Source organism: Pedococcus ginsenosidimutans (genome assembly GCF_039544395.1).
In the GTDB taxonomy this organism is placed as follows: Bacteria; Actinomycetota; Actinomycetes; order Actinomycetales; family Dermatophilaceae; genus Pedococcus; species Pedococcus ginsenosidimutans.
The window spans coordinates 281,803-305,723 of sequence record NZ_BAABLO010000004.1 but is presented as its reverse complement, the minus strand read 5'-3'; the positions used below and the strand labels follow the sequence as shown (position 1 = coordinate 305,723).

At 72.6% G+C, this 23,921-nt stretch carries 20 protein-coding genes; 17 read left to right on the top strand and 3 right to left on the bottom strand.

Annotated features, from left to right (window positions below; all coding sequences use genetic code 11):
* Nucleotides 1-78 precede the first annotated feature (78 nt).
* The 3 genes from ABEA42_RS06210 to ABEA42_RS06200 are packed head-to-tail and all read right to left on the bottom strand — an operon-like array spanning nucleotide 79 to nucleotide 4,796.
* Nucleotides 79-2,454: a transglutaminase family protein gene (locus ABEA42_RS06210; protein ID WP_345501902.1), complete on the bottom strand. Its 2,376-nt coding sequence runs from the start codon at nucleotides 2,452-2,454 to the stop codon at nucleotides 79-81.
* Nucleotides 2,451-3,710, bottom strand: coding sequence for a DUF58 domain-containing protein (locus ABEA42_RS06205; protein WP_345501901.1), 1,260 nt, complete (start codon nucleotides 3,708-3,710; stop codon nucleotides 2,451-2,453). The genes ABEA42_RS06210 and ABEA42_RS06205 overlap by 4 nt, the downstream gene beginning before the upstream one ends.
* 9 nt (nucleotides 3,711-3,719) lie before the next feature.
* Nucleotides 3,720-4,796 (bottom strand): AAA family ATPase, encoded by a 1,077-nt coding sequence (locus ABEA42_RS06200; protein ID WP_345501900.1) that lies wholly within the window; start codon nucleotides 4,794-4,796, stop codon nucleotides 3,720-3,722.
* 402 nt (nucleotides 4,797-5,198) lie between these two features.
* Between ABEA42_RS06200 and mraZ the strand changes: the two genes are divergently transcribed.
* The 17 genes from mraZ to ABEA42_RS06115 all read left to right on the top strand — a co-directional run bounded on the left by mraZ (nucleotide 5,199) and on the right by ABEA42_RS06115 (nucleotide 23,915).
* A complete protein-coding gene (mraZ, locus tag ABEA42_RS06195) occupies nucleotides 5,199-5,630 on the top strand; it encodes a division/cell wall cluster transcriptional repressor MraZ (RefSeq protein ID WP_345501898.1) in 432 nt (143 codons plus the stop codon).
* Nucleotides 5,631-5,823: 193 nt separating this feature from the next.
* Nucleotides 5,824-6,813 carry a 16S rRNA (cytosine(1402)-N(4))-methyltransferase RsmH gene (gene rsmH / locus ABEA42_RS06190; protein WP_345501897.1) on the top strand — a complete coding sequence of 330 codons (990 nt, stop codon included), beginning with the start codon at nucleotides 5,824-5,826 and terminating at the stop codon, nucleotides 6,811-6,813.
* Complete coding sequence (locus tag ABEA42_RS06185) at nucleotides 6,810-7,487, top strand: hypothetical protein (protein ID WP_345501895.1); 678 nt, start codon at nucleotides 6,810-6,812, stop codon at nucleotides 7,485-7,487. The genes rsmH and ABEA42_RS06185 overlap by 4 nt, the downstream gene beginning before the upstream one ends.
* 328 nt (nucleotides 7,488-7,815) lie before the next feature.
* Entirely contained in the window at nucleotides 7,816-9,642 is a 1,827-nt protein-coding gene (locus tag ABEA42_RS06180) for a peptidoglycan D,D-transpeptidase FtsI family protein (RefSeq protein WP_345501894.1), read from the top strand.
* Nucleotides 9,643-9,659: 17 nt separating this feature from the next.
* Entirely contained in the window at nucleotides 9,660-11,207 is a 1,548-nt protein-coding gene (locus tag ABEA42_RS06175; RefSeq protein ID WP_345501892.1) for a UDP-N-acetylmuramoyl-L-alanyl-D-glutamate--2,6-diaminopimelate ligase, read from the top strand.
* Nucleotides 11,204-12,628, top strand: a complete 1,425-nt coding sequence (locus tag ABEA42_RS06170; RefSeq protein WP_345501891.1) for a UDP-N-acetylmuramoyl-tripeptide--D-alanyl-D-alanine ligase — start codon at nucleotides 11,204-11,206, stop codon at nucleotides 12,626-12,628. The genes ABEA42_RS06175 and ABEA42_RS06170 overlap by 4 nt, the downstream gene beginning before the upstream one ends.
* Nucleotides 12,625-13,707 carry a phospho-N-acetylmuramoyl-pentapeptide-transferase gene (gene mraY / locus ABEA42_RS06165; RefSeq protein ID WP_345501889.1) on the top strand — a complete coding sequence of 361 codons (1,083 nt, stop codon included), beginning with the start codon at nucleotides 12,625-12,627 and terminating at the stop codon, nucleotides 13,705-13,707. The genes ABEA42_RS06170 and mraY overlap by 4 nt, the downstream gene beginning before the upstream one ends.
* Before the next feature lie 51 nt (nucleotides 13,708-13,758).
* Nucleotides 13,759-15,279: a UDP-N-acetylmuramoyl-L-alanine--D-glutamate ligase gene (murD, locus tag ABEA42_RS06160; protein WP_345501888.1), complete on the top strand. Its 1,521-nt coding sequence runs from the start codon at nucleotides 13,759-13,761 to the stop codon at nucleotides 15,277-15,279.
* A gap of 2 nt (nucleotides 15,280-15,281) precedes the next feature.
* The gene (ftsW, locus tag ABEA42_RS06155; protein ID WP_345501886.1) at nucleotides 15,282-16,544 is read left to right on the top strand and encodes a putative lipid II flippase FtsW; all 1,263 of its coding nucleotides are present in this window, start codon (nucleotides 15,282-15,284) and stop codon (nucleotides 16,542-16,544) included.
* Nucleotides 16,544-17,653: an undecaprenyldiphospho-muramoylpentapeptide beta-N-acetylglucosaminyltransferase gene (murG, locus tag ABEA42_RS06150; protein WP_345501885.1), complete on the top strand. Its 1,110-nt coding sequence runs from the start codon at nucleotides 16,544-16,546 to the stop codon at nucleotides 17,651-17,653. Before ftsW ends, murG begins: the two co-directional genes overlap by 1 nt.
* Before the next feature lies 1 nt (nucleotide 17,654).
* Nucleotides 17,655-19,094 carry a UDP-N-acetylmuramate--L-alanine ligase gene (gene murC / locus ABEA42_RS06145; protein WP_345501883.1) on the top strand — a complete coding sequence of 480 codons (1,440 nt, stop codon included), beginning with the start codon at nucleotides 17,655-17,657 and terminating at the stop codon, nucleotides 19,092-19,094.
* A complete protein-coding gene (locus ABEA42_RS06140; protein ID WP_345501882.1) occupies nucleotides 19,091-19,978 on the top strand; it encodes a cell division protein FtsQ/DivIB in 888 nt (295 codons plus the stop codon). The genes murC and ABEA42_RS06140 overlap by 4 nt, the downstream gene beginning before the upstream one ends.
* A 245-nt stretch (nucleotides 19,979-20,223) precedes the next feature.
* Nucleotides 20,224-21,474 (top strand): cell division protein FtsZ, encoded by a 1,251-nt coding sequence (gene ftsZ, locus ABEA42_RS06135; RefSeq protein ID WP_345501881.1) that lies wholly within the window; start codon nucleotides 20,224-20,226, stop codon nucleotides 21,472-21,474.
* 121 nt (nucleotides 21,475-21,595) lie between these two features.
* Entirely contained in the window at nucleotides 21,596-22,321 is a 726-nt protein-coding gene (gene pgeF / locus ABEA42_RS06130; protein ID WP_345501880.1) for a peptidoglycan editing factor PgeF, read from the top strand.
* Nucleotides 22,318-23,022 (top strand): YggS family pyridoxal phosphate-dependent enzyme, encoded by a 705-nt coding sequence (locus ABEA42_RS06125; protein ID WP_345501879.1) that lies wholly within the window; start codon nucleotides 22,318-22,320, stop codon nucleotides 23,020-23,022. The genes pgeF and ABEA42_RS06125 overlap by 4 nt, the downstream gene beginning before the upstream one ends.
* Before the next feature lie 74 nt (nucleotides 23,023-23,096).
* Nucleotides 23,097-23,576, top strand: coding sequence for a cell division protein SepF (locus tag ABEA42_RS06120; RefSeq protein WP_345501878.1), 480 nt, complete (start codon nucleotides 23,097-23,099; stop codon nucleotides 23,574-23,576).
* Nucleotides 23,577-23,627: 51 nt separating this feature from the next.
* Nucleotides 23,628-23,915: a YggT family protein gene (locus ABEA42_RS06115; protein WP_345501877.1), complete on the top strand. Its 288-nt coding sequence runs from the start codon at nucleotides 23,628-23,630 to the stop codon at nucleotides 23,913-23,915.
* The last annotated feature ends 6 nt before the right edge of the window (nucleotides 23,916-23,921 follow it).

The window sequence follows — 23,921 nt, the reverse complement described above, 5'->3', positions numbered from 1 at the left end:
CAGCACAGCCAGCCCTACCCGCGAATGACGTAGCAGTGACCGTCAGGGTGACGTAGACGGTGCTCGCGACCGCCCTTTTCAGTCCTTGTCGGTGAGGCGCTCCCGGAGCCGGTCCCACGGACCGCGCACGGTCCGCACCACCCGGTCACGCCGCTCGCGCCACTCGAGCAGGCCCTCGCTGGGCCACCACGCGGCCCGGAGCCTGTCCTTGCGGCGGCGGACACCGGCGACCGCCCTGACGACACGCTGCGTGTCCGGCCGCACGTCGGTCAGGGTCGTGCCCGGAGGGGCGTACCGCGACCGCTCGACGCCGTCGACCACGCGCACGAGCGCCTGCGACTCCTCACCCTCGAGGTAGGCCTCGCGCTGGAAGAAGCGGCCGGCCTGGCGGGGGGTGCTGCCACGTGGGGGGATGACGCCGAGGTCGCCGAGGCGTTCGACCATCGACTGCCACTCGACCTCGACCCTGGTCGCCTCGTCCGGGGCGTCGCGCAGCCTGCGGCGCAACCGGGCCCTGGCGGCCAGCGGCACCGCCAGCGACCCGAGGACGCCGACGACGAGGCCGATGAGGATCCACAGGAGCGCCGTGCGGGCCTGCGGGCCGAGGAAGGACGAGCCCTTGCCGGAGGTTCCGGTTGTGGTCGTCGGGTCCTGGGCGCCGGGGTCGTTCGCACCGTCGGGGCGGGTGTTGGTGGGGCGGACGTTCGTCGAGGAGGCGCTGGCCGACGGGTCCGGCGAGTCGGGCGAGGTGGGGGCCAGGGAGTAGGGCGGGGCCACGGTGTTCTGCGCGCCGGACGGCGTCGGCTCGAACCGGAGCCACCCGATCCCGTTGAAGTACAGCTCCGGCCACGCGTGCGCGTCGGAGGCGTGGATGGTGTAGGTGCCGCGGTCCGCGGTGCCCGGCAGGAAGCCGATGGCCATGCGCGCGGGGATCCCGCTCTCCCGGGCCATCATCACCATGGCCGTGGCGAACTGGACGCAGTAGCCGACCTTGGAGCGCAGGAACAGCGAGATGGCGTCCGGCCGCTCGGACTGCCCGAAGTCGTTGGTCACCGTCTCGGGCAGCTGCAGGGAGTAGGAGAACCCCCCGGACTGGCGCAGGTAGTTCTGGATGGCCCGGGCGGCCTCGATGCGGCTCGCGCCCTCGGGGACGACCTCCCCGACGAGCTGGCGGACGAGGGGCTCGGAGGCCGGGTCGACCTGCAGCTCAGGGGGGAGGAGGGCGCCGGTGGCCGGCTCGACGGGCTGGTCGAGCGCACCCGAGGTGGGGTTGAGCGCGAGGTAGTTGAAGCTGTAGGACCGGGCGGACCGGTTGACCGACGCCACCGAGGTCTGCCGGTCCAGGCCCCACGCCACGCCGTCGAGGTCGCCGGACACCAGCGGGGTCGGTGCCGCGATCTGGGGCGCCTCGATCCGGGAGTCGTCGACCGACAACCGGTAGGTCTCGCGGGGGATGCTGTCGTCCAGCTCGCGCGGCAGCTCGACCTGCGGCCGCCGGCTGTAGCTCACGTCCGGGGTGTCCGGTCGCCACTGGTCGTTGGCGTAGGTCTGCAGCACCCCGACCCGCAACGGCGTCAGCACCGGCGCGTTGGTGGTGTAGGTGAGCACCGGTGCCTTGGAGGGGTTGTTGAGGCTCCGCGTGAGGTCGAGGGTCGACTTCAGCCCGATCTGCCCGTCGCTGAAACCGGTCGCGTCCGTCGACCGGCCGAGGCCGTCGATGAGGTAGCGCGTCGGCAGGTGGGGGATGACGACCGGCAGCGCGACGGCGGTGACCAGCCCGGCCACCGCCAGCGTCCGGCCCACAGCGGCGTACCCGTAGGCGCCGTCGCGGTCGTCGGACGAGCGGCGGCCGTTGGTGCTCAACGGCACCGTGGTGCTCCACCGGCGCAGGGAGGAGATGCCCTGGCGGCCGAGCATGAGCAGCCACACGCCGCCGGCGGCCACGAAGTACATGGGGTTGAGGGCGTCGCCGGAGTTGGAGGCCGAGATGAGGAAGGCGGTGAGCAGCGGCAGCCCGGCCATGGCGGGGGAGCGCCGCATCACGGCGAGGTGGTCGACGATGATCGCGGCGACCGCGATGGCCAGCCCGATGCCGAGGATGATGCCCCGGTTGGTGGGCGCCGGTGCCGCGTAGTTCTGGACGGTCAGCCGGGCGTCGACGAGGAGCCGGTTGAACGTCAGCACCATGTCGACCGTGGGCAGCCCGTGCCAGAGGTGGCCGCGGCCGTAGAGCCAGCCGGACACGAGGACGACGCCGCCGAGCTGGCCGAGGATGACGAGGACCCACGAGGTCGTGGCCATGCGGACGAGGATGCCGACCACGACGACGACCGCGATGACGGCCAGCGTGGGCCGGATCCACGTGTTGGGGGTGAACAGGGTGGTCAGCGGCCAGGCGACCACGGCCGAGGCCGCGCCGGCCAGCAGCGACTCGGGGACGCGTCCGCGGCTCATGCGACACCCACCCGCGCGGTGCCACCGGAGAGGACACCCCAGACGGCGGCCAGGTCCTCGCCCGACCCCACCACCGCCACGCTCCAGCCCGCCCCGCGGAGGACGGGGACGCACGCGGTCTCGGACGGCCCGGTGCGCCGGCGCCTCGTGGCGCCGAACCCGTCGGGGTCGAGCACCACGGCCAAGGCGGTGCCGCCGGGCTGGCGCAGCGAGGCGACCCTGCGGGCCAGCTCCTCGTCGAGCTCGGTGACGACGGCCAGGACGAGGCCACCCGAGGCGGTGATCGGGTGCGCCGCCTGCAGCACGTCGGCGAACTGGTCGTCACTTCCGGGCTCGGCCATGGCGAGCACGTCGAGCAGCGGGTCGACCTCCATCGAGGCGGTGGCGCGGCCGTCCTCGGCGGTCTCGTCGGTGACCAGGTGCACGGCGTACCCCTGCTCGAGCAGGTGAACCCCCACGGAGGCGCACGCGGTGACGGCCCACTCGAACGAGCCGGTGCTGCCGGAGCCGTGGTGGCCGCGGGCGCGGGAGTCCAGGACGATCGCGGCACGGCGCCGGGCGGGCCGGTCCTCCTGGCGCACCATGAGCTCGCCGGTCTTGGCGGTGGCGGGCCAGTGGATCCGGCGCAGGTCGTCGCCGTCGCGGTAGGACCTGATGGAGACGTCGTCCTCGCCGTGCAGGGCGACCATGTGGGGTATGGCGCCCTCGGCGCCGACGCCGCTGCCCGGCGGCTGGCCGCCGCCGAGGGGCAGGATGCGCGGCAGCACGAGGATGTCGCTGGACCCCGAGATCGCCGCGACGCGGGTGCTCAGGCCGAACGGGTCGCGCAGCCGCACCCCGAGCGGACCGAGGTGGTGCCGGCCCCGCACGTGTGACCGCACGGTGTAGTGGACCTCCTGCCGTTCCCCGCGCCGCAGCCGGGGCACGACGAAGCGGGGGCGGTCACCCAGCGCGTAGTCGAGCTGCTCCTCCGCCATGAGGAGCGGGCTGGCCGCACCGCCGGCGTTCTCGATGCCGAGGGTCACCACCGACTGCTCGTCGACCTGGATGCGCCCGGGCACGGCGGTGCGCTCGAGGGAGAACCGCAGGTCGTGGCGCCGCATGAGCAGCCCGCTCAGCAGGGGGAGGGCGACCAGGAGCACCCCGATGCGGGTCAGGTCGGTGAACCCGAGCCCGACACCGCACAGCACCAGGGTGACCCCGGCGGCGACGAACGCCCGCCCACGGGTGGTGAGGAGGTCGCGGAGCCTGCGCACGGCGGCGCCTCAGCGACCGGCGGCCGGGACCGGCACCCGCCGCATGAGGTCCTGCAGGACCTCGGCGGTGCTGCGCCGCGCGAGCTGGGTCTCGCCGGTGGGGATGACGCGGTGGGCGAGGACGTTGATGACCACCGCCTGGACGTCGTCGGGGAGGACGTGGTCGCGGCCCTCGAGTGCGGCGTGCGCCCTGGCGGCACGCAGCATGTGCAGGGTCGCGCGCGGCGAGGCGCCGAGCCGCAACGCCGAGCTCGACCGCGTGGCCGACGAGAGGTCCACGACGTACTGCTTGATCGCGTCGCTGGTGAAGACCGAACGCACTGCGCGCACCATCGCCGAGACCGTCGCGGCGTCGGTGACCGGCGTCAGGGTCTCCAGCGGCGACACCTGGCCGTGCGTGTCGAGCATCGCGACCTCGGCGCGGGAGGAGGGGTAGCCGAGGGAGATGCGGGCCATGAAACGGTCGCGCTGGGCCTCGGGCAGGGGGTAGGTGCCCTCCATCTCGATGGGGTTCTGCGTCGCCATGACGATGAACGGCCGGGGCAGGTCGTAGGTCTGGCCGTCGACCGTGACCTGGCCCTCCTCCATCGACTCCAGCAGGGCGGACTGCGTCTTGGGGGAGGCGCGGTTGATCTCGTCGCCGACGACGACGTTCGCGAAGATCGCGCCGGGGCGGAACTCGAAATCGCGCACGTCCTGGTTGAAGACGCTGACGCCGGTGATGTCGCTCGGCAGCAGGTCGGGCGTGAACTGCACCCGTCGGACCGAGCAGTCGATCGACTTCGCGAGGGTCTTGGCGAGCATCGTCTTGCCGACACCCGGGACGTCCTCGAGCAGGAGGTGGCCCTCGGCGAGCAGCACCGTGATGGCGGTGTGCACCACGTCGGGCTTGCCCTCGATGACGGAGTTCATGGCGCGGGCGAGGCGGCCCGCGACCTCCGTGACCTGGCTCAGGGAGGCGGGGGAGCCCGCGGGGAGCGAGAGCAGGCTCTCGGCTCCGGCCGACGGTGCCGGCGTCGCGCCCGAAGCCCCCACCGGGCCACTGGTCTGGTCCTCGTACCTACCTTGCACCGGAAGTCCCTTCATCGGGCCCCCTGCGGCGGGCCCCATCGTCGTAGGGGTGCCTCGTTGCGCCCCCGCGGATGCTCCTGATCTTTCCCCACAACGCTCCACCGTGACAGCAGGTATGCCGTCTCGTGACCTGCGAACGCCGGTTGGGGGAACGCGCGGGCACCGCCAGAGGTGCCCGGGAGCCGTGTACGGCCCGTATCCAGCCCCGGCGGCGGGCTCGGAGGCCGGCGTTGCCCTCGCTCTCGGCGGGCTGCGGTGATCTGTCCACCACTTTGCACCACCATCGTGACCTGCAGAAACATCCAAAAGTATGAGGTCTGGTTGCGGAATGGGGTCCCTGCGGGGGTGTTGGTGGAGTAAAGTGGGGGAAACCAGAGGGCCGTGGGGCCCCGCACCGGCGGCAGGGAGGGGGGCACCGTGTTCCTCGGCACGCACAACCCCCGCCTCGACGAGAAGGGCCGCCTGTTCCTGCCGGCCAAATTCCGTGAGCGCATGGCCGGCGGCCTCGTGGTCACCCGCGGCCAGGAGCGCTGCCTCTACGTCTTCCCGATGCAGGAGTTCGTCCGCGTGACCGAGCAGATGCAGGCGGCGCCCACGACCTCCAAGGCCGTCCGCGACTTCACCCGCGTCTTCCTCTCCGGCGCCTCCGACGAGGTCCCCGACAAGCAGGGGCGCGTGACCATCCCCGCCAACCTGCGCGCCTACGCCGGCCTCACCCGTGACTGCACCGTCATCGGCGCGGGCTCGCGCGTCGAGGTCTGGGACACCCAGGCGTGGAACGCCTACCTCGAGAGCACCGAGCAGGGCTTCGCCGACCAGTCCGAGGAGGTCATCCCCGGACTGCTGTGACCACCGGACGGAGACGCCCCTGTGGCCAGGTCTCCAGCCGCTCCGCTTCCCGGGACGACTTCCCCCGTCCCGGGCCGCACACCAGGAGCGGATGGGGACCTGACCGCAGGGTCACCCGGACAGCACGACCCGCACCACCTCGCACCACCCCGCAGCACCACCCCGCAGCACCGAGCACCACAGGAGCACGTCGATGAACTCACGAGGAATGGCCGCCGACCGGCACGTTCCCGTGCTCCGCGACCGCATCGTCGAGCTGCTGGCGCCGGCCCTCTCCGAGCCCGGTGCGGTCTACCTCGACGGCACCCTCGGCATGGGTGGCCACGCCGAGGCCGTGCTCGAGACCTGCCCGCAGGCGCGGCTCGTGGGCATCGACCGCGACCGCGAGGCCCTGGCGCTCGCGGCCGAGCGGCTCGCGCCGTACGCCGACCGCACCACGTTCGTGCACGCCGTCTACGACGAGGTGCCCCGGGCCCTCGCCGAGGCCGGGGTCGACCACGTCGAGGCCAGCCTCTACGACCTCGGCGTCTCCTCCCTCCAGCTCGACGAGGCCGACCGCGGCTTCGCCTACAGCCAGGACGCCCCGCTCGACATGCGCATGGACCAGGGCACCGGGATCACGGCGGCCGACGTCCTCAACACCTACGACGCGGGCGAGCTCGAGACGATCCTGCGCGAGTACGGCGAGGAGCGGTTCGCCCGCAAGATCGCGGCCGCGGTCGTGCGCGAGCGGGAGGTCGAGCCCTTCACCACCTCGGCCCGGCTCGTCGACCTGCTCAAGAAGGTCGTGCCGGCGGCGTCGCAGAAGAGCGGGGGCCACCCCGGCAAGCGCACCTTCCAGGCGCTGCGCATCGAGGTCAACTCCGAGCTGTCGGTCTGGGCCCGGGCGCTGCCCCGCGTCATCGACGCGCTCGGGGTCGGCGGCCGCGTCGCCGTCCTCTCCTACCACTCCCTCGAGGACCGCATCACCAAGCGCGTCCTCGCGCAGGGCGCCAAGGGCAGCAGCCCCGAAGGCCTGCCGGTGGAGCTGCCCGAGCACGCGCCGTACCTGCGCCTGCTCACCCGCGGGGCCGAGGAGGCCTCCGCGCAGGAGCAGGCCGCCAACCCACGATCTGCCTCGGTGCGCCTGCGTGCGGCCGAGCGCACCCGACTTTCCACAGCAACGAAGGGACAGCACCGATGAGCCAGCAGACTGCGACGGCGAGGGTCGCATCTCGGGCACCACTGCGGCGGCAGGCGCCGCCCCAACCCCTGCGCGTCGTGCCGGCGGCGCTCGGCCAGCCGGGCAACGGCGTTTTCGCGGCCCTGTGCATGACGATGCTCGTGGCCGGGCTGGTGGGCCTGCTCATGCTCAACACGGCGATGGCGGAGGGCTCCTTCACCCTCCACCGCCTGCAGGCGACCTCCGGTGAGCTCACCGACACCCAGCAGGCCCTGACCCAGGCCATCGACGCCCAGCGCAGCCCGGCCAACCTGGCCGCGCGCGCCGCCAAGATGGGCATGGTTCCCGCCGACTCCGCGGCGTTCCTGCGGCTGAGCGACGGCAAGGTCCTCGGCGTGGCGAGCCCGGCCAAGAAGCAGCCCGGCTTTACCGTGGTGACCGCTCCCGAGGCCTCGTCCTCGTCGGCTGCGAAGGCCAAGGACACCGCGCCCAAGGCGTCGGTCACCACGAAGGGGGACGTGACGACCACCACCGTGAAGGTCACCAAGCCCGACGGCTCGCTCGTCACCACGGTGACCAGCGTCGACGCCCGGACCAAGGCCACCACGAGCACCACCACGACCACCCCGGCGAAGAAGCCGGCGGCGAAGCCCTCCACCGGCACCACGCCGGCACCGGCCACCCCCAGGCCCTGACCACCAGCCCTGACCCCAGGCCCACAGCAGCACCGCACGCAGCACCACCCGACCAGACACGAGGTACCCAGTGACGCAGACCCGAGGCACCCGCCCCGGAGACCCGCGCCCTCGTGCCGCGACCGGTACGGCGCCCCGTCGTCGTCCCGCTCCGCCGGCGGAGGCCAAGGTGCGGGCGGCGTCGGCCCGAGCCGGTCGTCCGACCGGTCGTCCGGCCGGGGGACCTGTCCGGACCCCGGGTCCGGGTGCCGGCGGTGGGACGGGTGCCCCGCGGCGCACCGGACCCAGGCCACCGGCGGCGCCCCCCAGGCGCCCGGTAGGTCGCAAGGTGAGCATCGACGGTGCCAACCCGCGCCGCCGCATGCGCACCATGACCGTGGCGGTCCTGTTCGTGTTCAGCATCTTCGGTGCGCAGCTGCTGCGGCTGCAGGGGTTCGACGCCTCCGCGGTGTCCAAGGACGCCCAGACCAACCGCACGACGACGGTGCCACTGCTGGCGATGCGGGGCTCCATCCTCGACCGCAACGGCACGATCCTCGCCTCGAGCATCGAGCGGCGCACCGTGACCGTTGACCAGACCGCCGTGCCCGAGTACGTCAAGAGCGTCGACGGCGTCCGCACCAAGGTCGGCGTGGCCGGTGCCGCGGAGGACCTCTCACCGCTGCTGGGCATCCCCGTCGACCAGCTGACCACGGACCTCACGGGGACGGCCAAGTACCGCGTCCTCGCGCGCAACATCACCCCGCTCAACTGGCGCAAGATCTCCGAGCTCGGGGTCAACGGCGTCTACTCCGAGGCCACCTCCGACCGCAACTACCCGACGTCCACCGCCGCGGCGTCCCTCGTCGGCTTCCTGCGCTCGGACGGCACGGCGGGCGGCGGCCTCGAGGTCCTCGAGGACCAGACCCTCAAGGGCAAGGCCGGCAAGACGATCTTCGAGCACTCCCAGGACGGCCGGGCGATCCCGAACGCGCGGCAGGAGACCATCGCGCCCATCGAGGGCAAGGACGTCAAGCTGACCCTCGACTCGGACCTGCAGTGGTTCGCCCAGAACGCCGTCGCCCAGAAGGTCAACGAGACCAAGGCGCTCTCGGGCACGGTGGTCGTCACGAACGTCAAGACGGGCGAGCTCCTCGCGGTCGCGTCGTACCCGACCTTCGACCCCAACCAGCCCGGCCAGGCGAGCGAGAACTGGACCAACAAGGCGTTCAACGACGTCTACGAGCCGGGTTCGACGGGCAAGGTCATCACCGCTGCCGCAGCCATCGAGGAGGGCGCGGTCACGCCGTCCACGGTCGTCGAGGTGCCCAACCGGATCCACCGCTCCGGCACCGAGTTCAAGGACAGCCACGACCACCCCACGGAGTACCTCACCTTCGCGGGCGTCCTCGCGCAGTCCAGCAACATCGGCACCATCCTCGCCGGCGAGAAGGTCAAGGCGTCGACGATGTACAGCTACTTCAAGAAGTTCGGCCTCGGCGCCACGTCGGGGATGGGCTTCCCGGGTGAGGGCCCGGGCCTGCTCACCAACGTCAAGGACTGGAACGGCTCCCAGCGCTACACCGTGCTGTTCGGGCAGGGCCTGTCCGTCAACGCCCTGCAGGCGGCAGGGGTCTTCCAGACCATCGCCAACGACGGCGTGCGGATCCCGCCACGCATCGTGGCCGCCACCGGCGACGGCCACGGCGGGTTCACGCCCGCCCCCAAGCCCCAGGGCATCCGGGTCGTGTCGGCGCAGACCGCGAAGAAGGTCCGCGACATGCTCGAGGGCGTCGTCGGCAAGGAGGGCACCGCCCCCGAGGCCAAGATCCCCGGCTATCGCGTGGCCGGCAAGACCGGCACCGCCGACCGCTACGACGCCAAGGTGGGTGGCTACTCGGGCAAGACGGCCAGCTTCATCGGCTTCGCCCCCGCCGACGACCCCGAGATCGTCGTCGCCGTGACGCTGCAGCGCCCGATCAAGGGCTACTTCGGTGGCGCCGTCGCAGGCCCCGTCTTCCGCGACGTCATGACCTACGCCCTGCAGGAGCTCCAGGTCCCGCCGACCGGCACCCGGTCGCCGGTGGTGCAGCTGCACGCGCCGCAGACCCCGTCCCAGGACGACCCCACCGTGCTGCGCGACAACCAGTCGGGCGCGTCCGGCGCGCGGCGCTGACGGTAGGCTCGCTGTCCGTGCCTTCCCCCCGACCGGCGTCCCCGCACGCCACCGCGCTGTCTGCCGTGGCGTCCCTCGTGGGCGGTTCCACCACGGGACCGGACGTCGAGGTCACCGGGGTCACGCTGAGCTCGCAGGACGTCCTCGCCGGTGACCTGTACGCCGCCCTTCCCGGCGCCAACACCCATGGGGCCCGGTATGCCGCGGGCGCCCTCGAGGCGGGCGCGGTGGCGGTCCTCACCGACGCGGCGGGGGAGCAGGTCCTGGCGGAGGACGGCATCGACTGTCCCCGTGTGGTGGTCGAGGACCCGCGCAGCGTCGTGGGCGTGGTCGCCCGCGCCGTGTACGGCACCGCCGACCCCGCCCTGCAGCTCGTCGGGGTGACCGGGACGAACGGCAAGACCACCACGGCGTACCTCATCAGCTCGGCGCTCACCGCTCTGGGCCGCACCACCGGCCTGATCGGGACGGTGGAGACGCGCATCGGCGACGAGCGGGTCAAGAGCATGCGCACCACGCCGGAGGCGACCGTCCTGCACGCCCTGCTGGCCGTCATGGTCGAGCGCGGGGTCGACCACTGCGTGATGGAGGTGTCGAGCCATGCCCTCAGCCAGCACCGGGTCGACGGTGTCGTCTATGACGTGGCGCTGTTCACCAACCTCTCCCAGGACCACCTCGACTTCCACCCGACCATGCGTGACTACTTCCTCGCCAAGGCCTCGCTCTTCACCCCGGAGCGGTCGCGGCGCGGCATCGTCTGCGTCGACGACGCCTGGGGCCGCGAGCTCGCCGACATCGCCACCGTGCCGGTCACCACGGTGACCTCGCTCGCCGACGTCGAGGCCGACTGGCGGCTCCTGCCGGGCGACGACCCGGCGGCCTTCACGCTCTCCGACGGCACCACGAGCCTCGCCCTGCGCTCGGCCCTGCCGGGTGACTTCAACCGGGTCAACACCGCCATGGCGGCTCTGGCCCTCATGGCCTCAGGCATCCCTGCCGACCAGGCCGAGCGGGCGCTGCTCGTCGACCCGCACGTGCCCGGGCGCATGGAGCGCGTCACGCCCGCCGGCGACGGTGCCGACCCGTCGCTGCCCCTCGTCGTCGTCGACTACGCCCACACGCCCGACGCCGTGGCCGCCGCGCTGGCGGCCCTGCGGCCGGCCACGACCGGGGCCCTGGTCGTCGTCCTCGGGGCCGGCGGCGACCGCGACCGAGGCAAGCGTGCCGCCATGGGGCGGGCAGCCGCGGAAGGCGCCGACGTCGTGGTGGTCACCGACGACAACCCGCGTTCGGAGGACCCGGCGGCCATCCGCCACGCGGTGCTGGACGGGGCCCGCGAGGCCGGGACCGACGCCGAGCTGCACGATGTCGAGGGGCGCGCCACGGCCATCGAGGCTGCCGTCCGCGCAGCCCGTTCCCGTGGGCCGGGCAGCGTGGTCGCCGTCGTCGGCAAGGGCCACGAGACCGGCCAGGAGATCGCCGGCACGGTGCACCCCTTCGACGACCGCGTCGAGGTCGCCAGGGCCCTGGACGCCATCACCCTCGAGCGCGGAGGAGTCGCGTGATCCCGTTGTCCCTGCAGGAGGTCGCCACCATCACCGGTGGGCGGCTGCACGGCATACCGCAGGCTGCTGCCCGAGAGCTCGTCGTCGACGGGCCCGTGGTCACCGACTCGCGCGAGGCAGGCCCCGGTGGCCTCTACATCGCGAGGGTGGGCGAGCACCAGGACGGCCACCAGTTCGTGCCTGCCGCGGCAGGGCTGGGGGCGGTGGCGGCCCTGACCACGCGTGAGGTCGACGACCTGCCGTGCGTGGTCGTGGACGACATCCAGGCGGGCATGGCCGCGCTGGCCCGGGCGGTCGTCGACCGGCACCCGCAGCTCACGGTCATCGGGATCACCGGGTCCTCCGGCAAGACCTCCACCAAGGACCTGCTGGCCAGCGTGCTGTCGTCCGACGCCCCGACGGTCGCGCCGGTCGGCTCCCTCAACTCCGAGGTCGGGGTGCCGCTCACGGTCTTCCGCGTCACGCCGCAGACCCGCTACCTCGTGGCCGAGATGGGGGCCCGGGGGATCGGGCACATCGCGTACCTCACGACCATCGCCCCACCGCGGATCGGTATCGAGCTCAACGTCGGCTCCGCGCACGTCGGCGAGTTCGGGTCGCGCGAGGCGATCGCCGTCGCCAAGGCAGAGCTCGTCGCCGCGCTGCCCGAGGACGGCCTGGCCGTCCTCAACGCCGACGACCCCGCGGTCAGGGCCATGGCCACCCGCACCAACGCCCGCGTGCAGCTGGTCGGCACCGCGCCGGACGCGACCGTCCGCGCCACGGACATCACGCTCGACCCGGCCGGTCGGCCGTCCTTCACGCTGCTCACCCCCGTGGGGGAGGCGGCCGTCACGCTGCCGCTGCACGGTGAGCACCACGTGGGCAACGCGCTGGCCGTCGTCGCCGCCGCCCTCGAGTGCGGCCTCGGGCTCGACGCCGTCGTCGCGGCCCTGTCGACCGCCACCCCGGCGTCGCGGTGGCGCATGGAGGTCGTCGAGCGGCCCGACGGGGTCACCGTCGTCAACGACGCCTACAACGCCAACCCCGACTCGATGCGCGCCGCCCTCAAGGCCCTCGCCGCGATGGGCGGTGGCGGTCGCCGGACGTGGGCCGTCCTCGGCTCGATGCTGGAGCTCGGCGACGAGTCCACCGCCGAGCACGACGCCATCGGGCGACTCGCCGTGCGCCTCAACATCTCCCGGCTCGTGGTCGTCGGCGACGTCGCGCGCCCCATGGCCAGCGGCGCCCAGCACGAGGGGTCGTGGGGCGAGGAGGCCGTCTGGGTGCCGGACGCCGATGCCGCCCACGACCTGCTCGCCGAGAATCTGCGGCCCGGTGACGTCGTGTTGTTCAAGTCCAGCCGCGACGCCGGACTACGGTGGCTCGGAGACAGGGTGGCCGCGCAGTCCGGCCCCGACAGCGAGGAGGACGCGACGTGAAGGCGGTCCTGATCGCTGCCGTCGTCGCCCTGGTGGGTGCGCTGTTCGGCACCCCGATGTTCATCAAGTTCCTCGTCCGCCAGGGCTACGGCCAGTTCATCCGTGACGACGGCCCCACGTCGCACCACACCAAGCGCGGCACGCCCACCATGGGTGGTGCGGTCATCATCGGCAGCAGCCTCGCGGCATACGGGCTCGCCCACGCGGTCACCGGCACCCCGCTCACCTGGAGCGGCGTCCTGGTCCTGTTCCTCATGACCGGGCTCGGGCTCGTGGGGTTCCTCGACGACTACATCAAGATCTCCAAGCAGCGCAGCCTCGGCCTGCGGTCGGGGGAGAAGCTCGCCGGGCAGACCCTGGTGGCCGTGGTGTTCGCCGTGCTCGCACTCCAGTTCCCCAACTCCAAGCACCGCACGCCGGCGTCGACCTACGTCTCGTTCGTCCGCGACACCCCGGTCAACCTCGCCTTCGCGGGGAGCCTCGTGGGGCTGATCCTGTTCGTCATCTGGGCCAACATCATGATCGCGGGCACGTCCAACGGCGTGAACCTCACCGACGGCCTCGACGGCCTGGCCACCGGTGCGTCCGTGATGGTGTTCGCCGCGTACGTGCTCATCGGCATCTGGCAGGGCAACCAGAACTGCCAGATCACGCCGGGCCTGAAGTGCTACGAGGTCAGGGACTCCCGGGACCTCGCGGTGGTCGCAGCCGCCGCGATGGGTGCCTGTTTCGGCTTCCTGTGGTGGAACGCCTCACCGGCCAAGATCTTCATGGGGGACACCGGTTCCCTCGCCCTCGGCGGTGCGCTCGCCGGCCTCGCGATCACCACCCGTACCGAGCTGCTCGTGGTGATCCTCGGCGGCCTGTTCGTCACCATCACGCTCTCGGTCATCATCCAGGTCGGGTCGTTCAAGATGACCGGCAAACGGGTGTTCCGGATGGCTCCCCTGCAGCACCACTTCGAGCTGCTGGGGTGGAACGAGGTCACCATCGTCATCAGGTTCTGGATCATCGCGGGGCTGTTCGTCGCGCTGGGCCTGGGACTCTTCTACGCCGAGTGGGTCGTCGGGGCGCAGTAGCCCCCGTCCACCCGGACACGCAGTGGCACGAGCAGTGAGGAAGCAGCAGCAGTGAGCAGCACACCGGTCGGCGGACGGCTCGACGGTCTGACGGACGGCGGCGCGGACTGGAGCGGTCTGCGGGTCGTGGTCGCGGGGCTCGGGGTCAGCGGGTTCGCCGCGGCCGACGCCCTCCACGAGCGCGGCGCCCACGTCGTCGCGGTCGACGGGGGTGACCCCGAGACCAACACCGGGCTGGGGGAACGCGCCCGCATCCTCGACATCCTCGGCGTTGACGTCCGCCTCGGGCCGGACCACGTCGCCGCCCTCCCCACCGGCCACGCCGCCGACCTCGTCGTCACCTCCCCGGGGTGGCGCCCGACGCAACCCCTGCTGGCGCAGGCCGCCGCGGAGGGCATCCCGGTCTGGGGCGAGGTCGAGCTCGCCTGGCGCATGCGCGCCGCCGTCGGACCGGCCCCGTGGCTGACCATCACGGGCACCAACGGCAAGACCACGACCGTGACGATGCTCGCCGAGATGCTGCGGGCGGCCGGGCTACGGGCCACCGCGGCCGGCAACGTCGGCACCCCCATCCTGGAGGCGGTGCTCCACCCCGACCCGTACGACGTGATCGCCGTGGAGCTGTCCAGCTACCAGCTGCACTGGTCGGACAGCCTCGCGCCCCACGCGTCGGCCTGCCTCAACGTCGCGCCCGACCACCTCGACTGGCACGGGTCGTTCGAGGAGTACGCCGCGGCCAAGGGCAAGGTCTACGCCAACACCAAGGTCGCGTGCGTCTACAACGTGCAGGACCCGACCACCGAGCGGCTCGTCATGGACGCCGAGGTGCAGGAGGGCTGCCGCGCGATCGGCTTCACCCTCGGCACCCCGGGACCCTCGATGGTGGGGGTCGTCGACGACATCCTGGCCGACCGGGCGTTCGTCGAGCAGCGCAAGACCTCCGCCGCCGAGCTGGCGACCCTTGACGACGTCCGTGGCAGCTCCGCGACCCTCGCACCGCACAACCTCGCCAACGCCCTGGCGGCGGCGGCCCTCGCCCGGGCGTACGGCGTGCCGCCGGTGGCCGTCCGTGACGGGCTGCGCGCGTTCCGGCCCGAGCCGCACCGGATCGCCGACTGCGGCGAGGTCGACGGCGTCCGCTACGTCGACGACTCCAAGGCCACCAACCCGCACGCCGCCCTCGCGTCGCTGCTGTCGTTCGAGCACGTCGTCTGGGTCGCCGGGGGGCTGCTCAAGGGAGCCGACGTCGACGACCTCGTCCGCGAGGCCGCTCCGCGCCTGCGTGCCGCGGTGCTCCTCGGTGCCGACCGCGCGCAGCTCGCCGAGGCGCTCGCCCGACACGCGCCGGATGTGCCGGTCGTCGACGTGCCGAGCACGGACACTGGTGCCATGGATGTCGTCGTCGCGCAGGCCGCCGGGCTGGCCCAGCCCGGCGACACCGTGCTCCTCGCCCCAGCGGCCGCGTCCATGGACATGTTCACCGACTACGGCGCCCGCGGCGACGCCTTCGCCTCCGCGGTCGTCCGTCGACGCGAGGCAGGCGGCCGGACCACCGGGCCGCAGGGGGAGTAGCAGTGAGCGCCACCGCCACGTCGTCCGGCGTCCAGCCAGCGGCGCGTCGCGAGGAGTCCGGCCGCGTCGGCGGCTGGCTGCAGCGGCTCGACTCGCCCGTGACCAGCTACTACGTCCTGCTCTCGGTCGCGGTCGTCCTCGTCATCATCGGCCTGATCATGGTGCTGTCGGCGTCCTCGGTGATGTCGCTCGTGCAGACCAACAACGGCACGCCCTACCTCTACTTCAAGAAGCAACTGCAGTTCGCCCTCATGGGCGCGGTGGCCATGGCCGTCGCCGCCCACGTCCCGGTCCGGTCGTGGAAGGCGCTCTCGGTGCCGATCCTGCTCGTGGCCCTGTTCCTGCAGCTGCTCGTGTTCACCCCGCTCGGGATCTCCGTCAACGGCAACCGCAACTGGCTGGCCGTCGGGCCGGTCACCGTGCAGCCGTCGGAGTTCGCCAAGGTCGGCCTCGTCCTCGTCGGTGCCGCGGTGCTGTCGGCGAAGCGCCGTTCGCTCGGCAAGCTGGGCCACGTCGTGGTGCCGTTCCTGTTCCCCGCTGCCCTGGCCACCATCGGGCTCGTCCTCGCCGGGCACGACCTCGGGACGGTCATGGTGATGGGTGGTGTCGTCGCCGCGGTGCTCTTCGCCGCCGGGGTGCCGCGCCGGCTGTTCATCTGGGGCGCAGCCACCTTCACGACCCTGGCCGTGCTCATGGTCGTCACGAGCCCCAACCGCCTGGCCCGCTTCGACGTGTGGCTGGGCAAGGACACCGACCCGTACGGCGCCGCGCGCCAGCCGCTGCACGGCCGCTACGCCCTCGCCGACGGCGGGTGGTGGGGCGTCGGCCTCGGTGCCTCCCGTGAGAAGTGGTCGTGGCTCCCGGAGGCCCACAACGACTTCATCTTCGCCATCCTCGGCGAGGAGCTCGGGCTGCCCGGGACCCTGGTCATGCTCGGCCTGTTCTGCGCGCTGGCCCTGGTCTGCTACCGGATCGTCCTGCGCAGCAAGGACACCTTCGTCCGCATCTCCACCGCCGGCGTGATGGCGTGGATCGTGTGCCAGGCCATCATCAACATCGGCGCGGTGATCGGGCTGCTCCCCGTCATCGGCGTGCCGCTTCCCCTCGTCTCCTACGGCGGGTCGTCCCTCATGACGTCGATGTTCGCCCTCGGCATGCTGCTGTCGTTCGCACGCCAGGAACCCGGGTGCCAGGAGGCGCTGTCGGCCAAGCCCTCGGTCGTGCGCCGTTCGCTGGCCGTGCTGCCCGGACGACGGGGACGCTGATGACGACGACGACACCCGCCTCGGTCCTGCTGGCCGGTGGGGGGACGGCGGGGCACGTCTCACCGCTGCTCGCCCTCGCCGACTGCCTGCGCCGCCGCGACCCCGACATCCGGGTCACCGCCCTCGGCACCGAGAGCGGCCTCGAGAGCCGGCTCGTGCCGCAGCGGGGCTACCCGCTGCTCACCGTGCCCAAGGTGCCGCTGCCCCGCAAGCCCTCGTCCGACCTCCTGCGCCTGCCCCACAGCCTGCGCGCCGCGGTCGACGCCGCAGCCCGTGCCATCGACGAGACCGGGGCGCAGGTCGTCGTGGGCTTCGGGGGCTATGTCTCCACCCCGGCCTACCTCGCGGCCCGCCGACGCGGCATACCCGTCGTCGTCCACGAGCAGAACGCCCGCCCGGGCCTGGCCAACCGGCTCGGCGCGCGGATGACCCGCCACGTCGCCACGACGTTCGCCAGCACGTCGCTGCCGCACGCCACCGTCGTGGGCATGCCGCTGCGTCGGGAGATCAGCCAGCTCGACCGGGCTGCCAGCCGGGCCGAGGGCCTGGCGCACTTCGGCCTCGAGGAGCACTGGCCCACCGTCCTGGTCACGGGTGGCTCCCTCGGCGCCCAGCGGCTCAACACCGCCTTCGAGAGCCGGGCGGCGTCGCTGACCGGCGCCGGGGTACAGGTCCTGCACCTCACCGGGGCCGGCAAGGAGTTCACGCCGCAGCGCGCGGAGACGGGGCCGCCCTACGTCGCCGTCCCCTACACCGACCGGATGGACCTCGCGTACGCCGCGGCAGACCTCGTCGTCGCCCGTGCCGGGGCCAACACCGTCTGCGAGCTCACCGCGGTGGGCCTGCCCGCTGTCTACGTGCCACTGCCCATCGGCAACGGCGAGCAGCGCTACAACGCCGCCGACGTCGTCGCGGCCGGCGGCGGCATCCTCGTCGCCGACGCCGACCTCACGCCGGGATGGGTCGACCTCACCCTGGCCCCCCTGGTCGTCGACCACGAGCGGCTCGAGACCATGGCGGCGGCCGCGGCCGGGGTCGGGACCCGCGGTGCGGACGAGGCCCTGGCGGACCTCGTCGTCCGTGCCTTCGCCGAGTCCGGGGGTCGCTGACGTGAACGGCGAGAACCAGCGGTTCACCTTCACCGACCCCGTGCCGCCCCTGGAGGAGCTGGGGGCCGTGCACTTCATCGCCATCGGTGGCGCCGGCATGTCCGGGGTCGCCCGGGTCATGCTGGCCCGCGGCTGCCGGGTGTCCGGGTCCGACGCCAAGGAGTCGCCCGTGCTCGCCGCACTGTCGGCCGAGGGCGCCACCGTGCACGTCGGCCACGACGTCACCCACCTCGACGGCGTCGACACCGTGGTGGTCTCCTCGGCGATCCGCGAGTCCAACGTCGAGCTGGCCGAGGCACGCCGGCGTGGTCTGCGGGTGCTGCACCGCTCCCAGGCCCTCGCGAGCACCATGTCCGGGTCGCGTCGCGTCGCGGTTGCCGGCGCGAACGGCAAGACCACGACGACCTCGATGCTCACCGTCGCCCTGCAGCACTGCGGGGTCGACCCGTCCTTCGCGGCCGGGGGTGAGCTGGCCAAGCACGGCACCAACGCCCACTGGGGCACCGGCGACGTGTTCGTGGCCGAGGCCGACGAGAGCGACGGCTCGTTCCTCGTCTACCGGCCGGACGTCGCGGTCGTCACCAACGTGCAGGCCGACCACCTCGACTTCTACGGCACGTTCGCCAACGTACAGCAGGCCTACGCGCAGTTCGCCGCCTCGGTGCAGCCGGGGGGCCTGCTCGTGGCCTGCCACGACGACGCGGGCTCCCTCGAGCTGGCCGAGGCCACCCGTGCCGCGGGCACGCGGGTGCTCACCTACGGCTGGTCGCCCCAGGCGGACGTCGTCCTGCGCGACGAGGTGTCGCGCGGCCTCATGAGCCGGGTCACCGTCACCGGCCCCGACGGCGAGGACCGCGCCCTGCGCATCAACATCCCGGGCCGGCACAACCTGCTCAACGCGGCCGCGGCCTACACGGTCGCGGTCGAGGGGCTGCAGCAGGACCCGACGCGCGTGCTCGACGGGCTGTTCGGGTTCACGGGCACCCGGCGCAGGTTCGAGCCCAAGGGCACCGCGGCGGGGGTGACCGTGGTCGACGACTACGCCCACAACCCCGGCAAGGTGTCGGCCGTCGTCTCCACCGCCGCCGAGCTGGTGGGGGAGCGCGGACGGCTGGTCGTCGTCTTCCAGCCCCACCTGTACTCGCGCACCCGTGACTTCGCGCCCGAGTTCGCCCGGGCGCTGGCGCCCGCCGACGTCGTCCTCCTCATGGAGGTCTACGGCGCCCGCGAGGACCCGGTACCCGGGGTCTCCTCCGAGCTGGTCGCCGACGCGCTGCGCGCCGTCCGCCCCGACGCAGACGTGACGGTCGTGCCGTCGTGGTCCGCCGTCGCCGGCGAGGTCGCGAGGCGGGCCAGGCCGGGCGACCTCGTCCTCACCGTCGGTGCAGGTGACGTCACCATGGTCGGGCCCGAGATCCTGCGGGCGCTGGGCGAGTCGTGAGCCGAACGACCGGGTCCACCCGTACCCCGGGCGACGGCACGAGCCGCGCGCCCGAGCGGCCGTCGTCACCCCCCACCACCCACGGGCGCCGCCCCTCCGAGCACCAGTCCGCACGAACCCCGGCACGAACCTCCGGGCATCCCACCGGGAGCGGCCGTACCACGGGGCTCGCCTCGTCAGCGGCCCGCTTCCAGCGCCGCGCCCAGGAGGTGCGGCGCCGCCCGCTGCGGCTCGGGGCGTACGTCGCGGGGCTGCTCGTCGTCGTCGGCTTCCTGGTCTGGGTGGTCGCCTTCAGCCCCGTCCTCGCCGTCCGGAAGGTCGACGTCGTCGGCGTCCCCGAGTCCGAGGTCGGCCCGATCAGGGCCCTGGCCGCGGTGCGGATGGGGGAGCCCCTGGCGCGGGTCGACCAGGCCCTCGTCGCGGCACGGGTGGCCGAGCGTGCCACGGTCGCCGACGTGTCCATCGAGCGCTCGTGGCCGAGCACGCTGGTCATCCACGCCAGCCCGCGGGTGCCGTTCCTCGTGGTCAAGAACCCTCAAGGTCAACTAAAGGTTGTGGATGACGAGGGTGTCGCGTACGCCCAGGTGACCAGGGCGCCCAAGGGTGTCCCGGTGGTCGACGCGGCCAGCGACGCCGCCGTGTCCAGGGACGCCCTGGAGGCGGCGGTCAGTGTCGTGCGGGTGCTCCCGGCGAGCATGCAGCACCGCGTCGGCAAGGTCACCGTCAGCAGCGCCAACCTCGTGACGCTGACCATCGGGCGGACCACCGTCGTGTGGGGCGGCGTGCAGGAGCCGGAGCGCAAGCTGGCCATCATGACCGCCTTGCTCAAGGGCTCGCCGAAGGTCGTCGACGTGAGCGCTCCGGACACTCCGGTCACCCGCTGACCCGGTGGCGTCCGGGCTCTGCGAGAGTGGTGCCAGTGGGGCTGTTGTGACCGGTGTTGCGACAGCCCCGGCAGGTCCGTCGAGAAACCCGGAAATCGGGCCAATCCGTGCTGCGACACGCGGCATGCCTCGTTGCCTGCCTCCCACCCAACGCATAGCGTCGGCGGCACCGGAAAGTTGACATAAGTCTAACCCTCGACTTGACGTCTAGACACCAGCACCGCATTCAGGAGAGGCCCACCGCCGTGGCAGCACCACAGAACTACTTGGCCGTCATCAAGGTCGTCGGCATCGGCGGAGGTGGCGTCAACGCCATCAACCGCATGATCGAGGTCGGCCTCAAGGGCGTGGAGTTCATCGCCATCAACACCGACGCACAGGCGTTGCTGATGAGCGACGCCGACGTCAAGCTCGACGTCGGTCGCGAGCTGACCCGCGGGCTGGGCGCCGGTGCCGACCCGGAGGTCGGGAAGAAGGCTGCCGAGGACCACGCGGAGGAGATCGAGGAGGTCCTCAAGGGGGCCGACATGGTCTTCGTCACCGCGGGCGAGGGAGGCGGCACCGGCACCGGTGGCGCCCCCGTCGTCGCGAAGATCGCCAAGGGCCTCGGTGCCCTGACGATCGGTGTCGTCACGCGCCCGTTCACCTTCGAGGGACGTCGCCGCGCCAACCAGGCGGAGACGGGCATCGGCAACCTGCGCGAGGAGGTCGACACCCTCATCGTCATCCCCAACGACCGGCTCCTGTCGATCAGCGACCGCGCGGTCAGCATGCTCGACGCGTTCCGCTCGGCCGACCAGGTGCTGCTCTCCGGTGTCCAGGGCATCACCGACCTCATCACCACCCCGGGCCTGATCAACCTCGACTTCGCCGACGTGAAGTCGGTCATGCAGGGAGCCGGCTCGGCCCTGATGGGTATCGGGTCCTCCCGCGGTGACGACCGCGCCGTCCAGGCCGCCGAGCTCGCCATCTCCAGCCCGCTGCTCGAGGCCAGCATCGACGGCGCCCACGGCGTCCTGCTGTCCATCCAGGGCGGCAGCGACCTCGGTCTCTTCGAGATCAACGAGGCGGCCCGCCTGGTCCAGGAGGCAGCGCACCCCGAGGCCAACATCATCTTCGGTGCCGTCATCGACGACGCCCTCGGTGACGAGGTCCGGGTGACCGTGATCGCCGCCGGCTTCGACGGCGGTGCCCCGCTCAAGCGCGACAACGACCGGGCGATCGGGCAGATCCAGGGGTCGTCACGGCCGCAGCAGCAGGCCGCTCCTGCCGCCGCCCCGGCCCAGGCGCCGTCCGCCCCGGCCCCGGCGCAGCCGCAGCAGGTCCGGCAGCAGCCCAACCCGATGTTCCAGCCCTCGCAGCCGGCTCCTGCCCAGGCGCCGGCGCAGGCTCCCGCCCAGGAGCCGTCGGCCCCGCGCGAGCCCGCCGGGCGGCCGCCGCGGACGGTGACGTTCGACGAGGGCGACGACCTCGACGTGCCGGACTTCCTCAAGTAGGCACCCGCCACGGCAGGCCGAGCCTGCTCGCGCCGGAGGGCGCCGGACCCGCACGGGTCCGGCGCCCTCCGCGTGTACGGGGCCCGCGGCCGGGCGGGGGCGGGGGCACTAGGTTGGGTCCGTGTTCTTCGCGCGCGGTCAGCTCGGGCCGGTCCACTGGGGGTTCACCGACCGCGAGGGCGGGGTGAGCGCGGGGGAGTTCGGGTCCCTGAACCTCGGCGGCCACGTGGGTGACGACCCGGGCGCCGTGGAGACCAACCGCTCCCGTGTCGCCGAGGCCATGAGCGTGTCGCGCGACCACCTTCTGTTCCTGCAGCAGTGCCACGGCAACGACGTCGTCGTGGTGGACGGGCCGTGGGGCGCGTCCGGCGCCCCCCGCGCCGACGGGGTCGTCACCACCACGCCGGGGCTGGCCCTCGCCGCCCTGGTGGCCGACTGCACGCCGGTCCTGCTCGCCGACCCTGTGGCGGGCGTCGTCGCCGCAGTCCACGCGGGACGTCCGGGCATGACCTCGCGGATCGTCGACGTCACGGTCGCGCGGATGCGGGGCCTGGGCGCGCGGGAGATCACTGCCGTGGTCGGACCGTCGGTGTGCGGGCGCTGCTACGAGGTGCCGGCCGACCTGCGCGACGAGGCCGCCGCCGTGTCCCCGGAGTCGGCGGGAGTGTCGTGGACGGGCACCCCTGCGGTGGACGTGGCGTCCGGCGTGGTCGCCCAGCTCCACACGAACGACGTTGCGGTGCAATGGATTGCGGGATGTGCGCGAGAGGACGAGCGGTTGTACTCGTACCGCCGCGACGGTCGCACGGGCCGGTTCGCCGGAGTCGTCGTGCTGGAGGCGTCGTGACCGACCAGGCGAGGCGGGCAGAGCTCGAGCGCAGCCTGGGCGCGGTGCGGGAGCGGGTATCCCGGGCCTGTGAGGCCGCGGGCCGCGACCCGGCCGAGGTGACGCTGGTCGCCGTGACGAAGTTCTTCCCCGCGAGCGACGTCGACCTCCTGGCCGAGCTCGGTGTCACGGACATCGGCGAGAACCGCGACCAGGAGGTGTCGGCCAAGCTGCGTGACGTCGCGCGTCGCCAGGACCTGCGGGTCCACTTCATCGGGCAGCTGCAGTCGAAGAAGGCCACCTCCGTGGTCCGCTACGCCGACGTGGTCCAGTCCGTCGACCGCCCCAAGCTCGTCACCTCCCTCGAGTCCGCCGCGGGCTCGGCCGGCCGGGTGCTGGACGTCCTGGTGCAGGTCAACCTCGACGAGGCCAGGGGCCGCGGGGGAGTGGCCCCGCAGGACGCCGTCGAGCTGGCCGGCCTGGTGGGAGGCGGCGAGCACCTGCGCCTTCGCGGCGTCATGGCGGTCGCGCCCCTGGGGGCCGACCCCGCGCCCGCGTTCGCGCGCCTTCGGGAGGTCGCCGGCGCCGTACGCGAGGTGGCCCCCGGGGCGACGTGGATCTCCGCCGGCATGAGCGGCGACCTCGAGGAGGCCATCGCCCACGGGGCGACACACCTGCGTGTCGGGAGCGCAATCCTCGGAACTCGGCAGCCACACCGGTAACTTCGGTCCCGAGCACGGACACGGCAGGACCCGCACGTGTCACCGACACTTTCTGGACACAAAGGGAGCTCTCAATGGCTGGGGCGCTGCGCAAGACGATGGTGTACCTCGGGCTTGCCGAGGAGGACGAGCGCTACGAGGGGTACGACGAGTACGACTACGACGAGCCCCAGCAGCGCCAAGAGGCTCCCGTCGAGCGTTCCGCGGCCGTGACGCCCCTGCCCCAGCGCACCCCCGTCGCCCGCGTCGTGCGCGACGTCGAGGTCGGCGCGCTCAACCGGATCACCACCATCCACCCGCGCACCTACAACGAGGCCAAGAACATCGGCGAGAGCTTCCGTGACGGCACCCCCGTCATCATGAACCTCTCCGACATGGACGACAGTGACGCCAAGCGCCTGGTCGACTTCGCCGCGGGCCTCGTCTTCGGCCTGCACGGCCAGATCGAGCGCGTCACGTCCAAGGTCTTCCTCCTCTCGCCGGCCCACGTCGAGGTCTCGGCCGAGGAAGGCGCCCCGGCGCCCGCCACGCGCGGCCTGTTCAACCAGAGCTGATCCGCCCCACCCCCGCCCTGCCCCTCGTGCCTTTCATGGCAGGGTGACCCCATGATCCTGGGGACCAGCATCGTCGCCGACGTCATCCGCTTCGCGGTGTTCGTCTTCTTCGTCGTGCTCATCGGGCGGCTGGTGCTGGACTGGGTCCAGGTGTTCGCGCGCGACTGGCGTCCCCGTGGCGCCCTGCTCGTCGTCGCCGAGGCGATCTACACGGTCACGGACCCTCCGCTGAAAGCCCTCCGGAGGCTCGTGCCGCCGCTCCAGCTGGGTTCGCTCAGGCTCGACCTGGCCTTCCTGATCCTGTTCTTCGGCACCAGCATCCTGATGGGCATCCTCTAGCCCGCT

What these genes read in the sequence shown, in the direction of transcription:
- ABEA42_RS06200 (WP_345501900.1), bottom strand. Translation starts at nt 4,796, where the DNA reads ATGAAGGGACTTCCGGTGCAAGGTAGGTACGAGGACCAGACCAGTGGC.
- murG (WP_345501885.1), top strand. Translation starts at nt 16,544, where the DNA reads ATGACGACGACGACACCCGCCTCGGTCCTGCTGGCCGGTGGGGGGACG.
- ABEA42_RS06185 (WP_345501895.1), top strand. Translation starts at nt 6,810, where the DNA reads ATGAGCCAGCAGACTGCGACGGCGAGGGTCGCATCTCGGGCACCACTG.
- ABEA42_RS06120 (WP_345501878.1), top strand. Translation starts at nt 23,097, where the DNA reads ATGGCTGGGGCGCTGCGCAAGACGATGGTGTACCTCGGGCTTGCCGAG.
- rsmH (WP_345501897.1), top strand. Translation starts at nt 5,824, where the DNA reads ATGAACTCACGAGGAATGGCCGCCGACCGGCACGTTCCCGTGCTCCGC.
- ABEA42_RS06115 (WP_345501877.1), top strand. Translation starts at nt 23,628, where the DNA reads ATGATCCTGGGGACCAGCATCGTCGCCGACGTCATCCGCTTCGCGGTG.
- ABEA42_RS06210 (WP_345501902.1), bottom strand. Translation starts at nt 2,454, where the DNA reads ATGAGCCGCGGACGCGTCCCCGAGTCGCTGCTGGCCGGCGCGGCCTCG.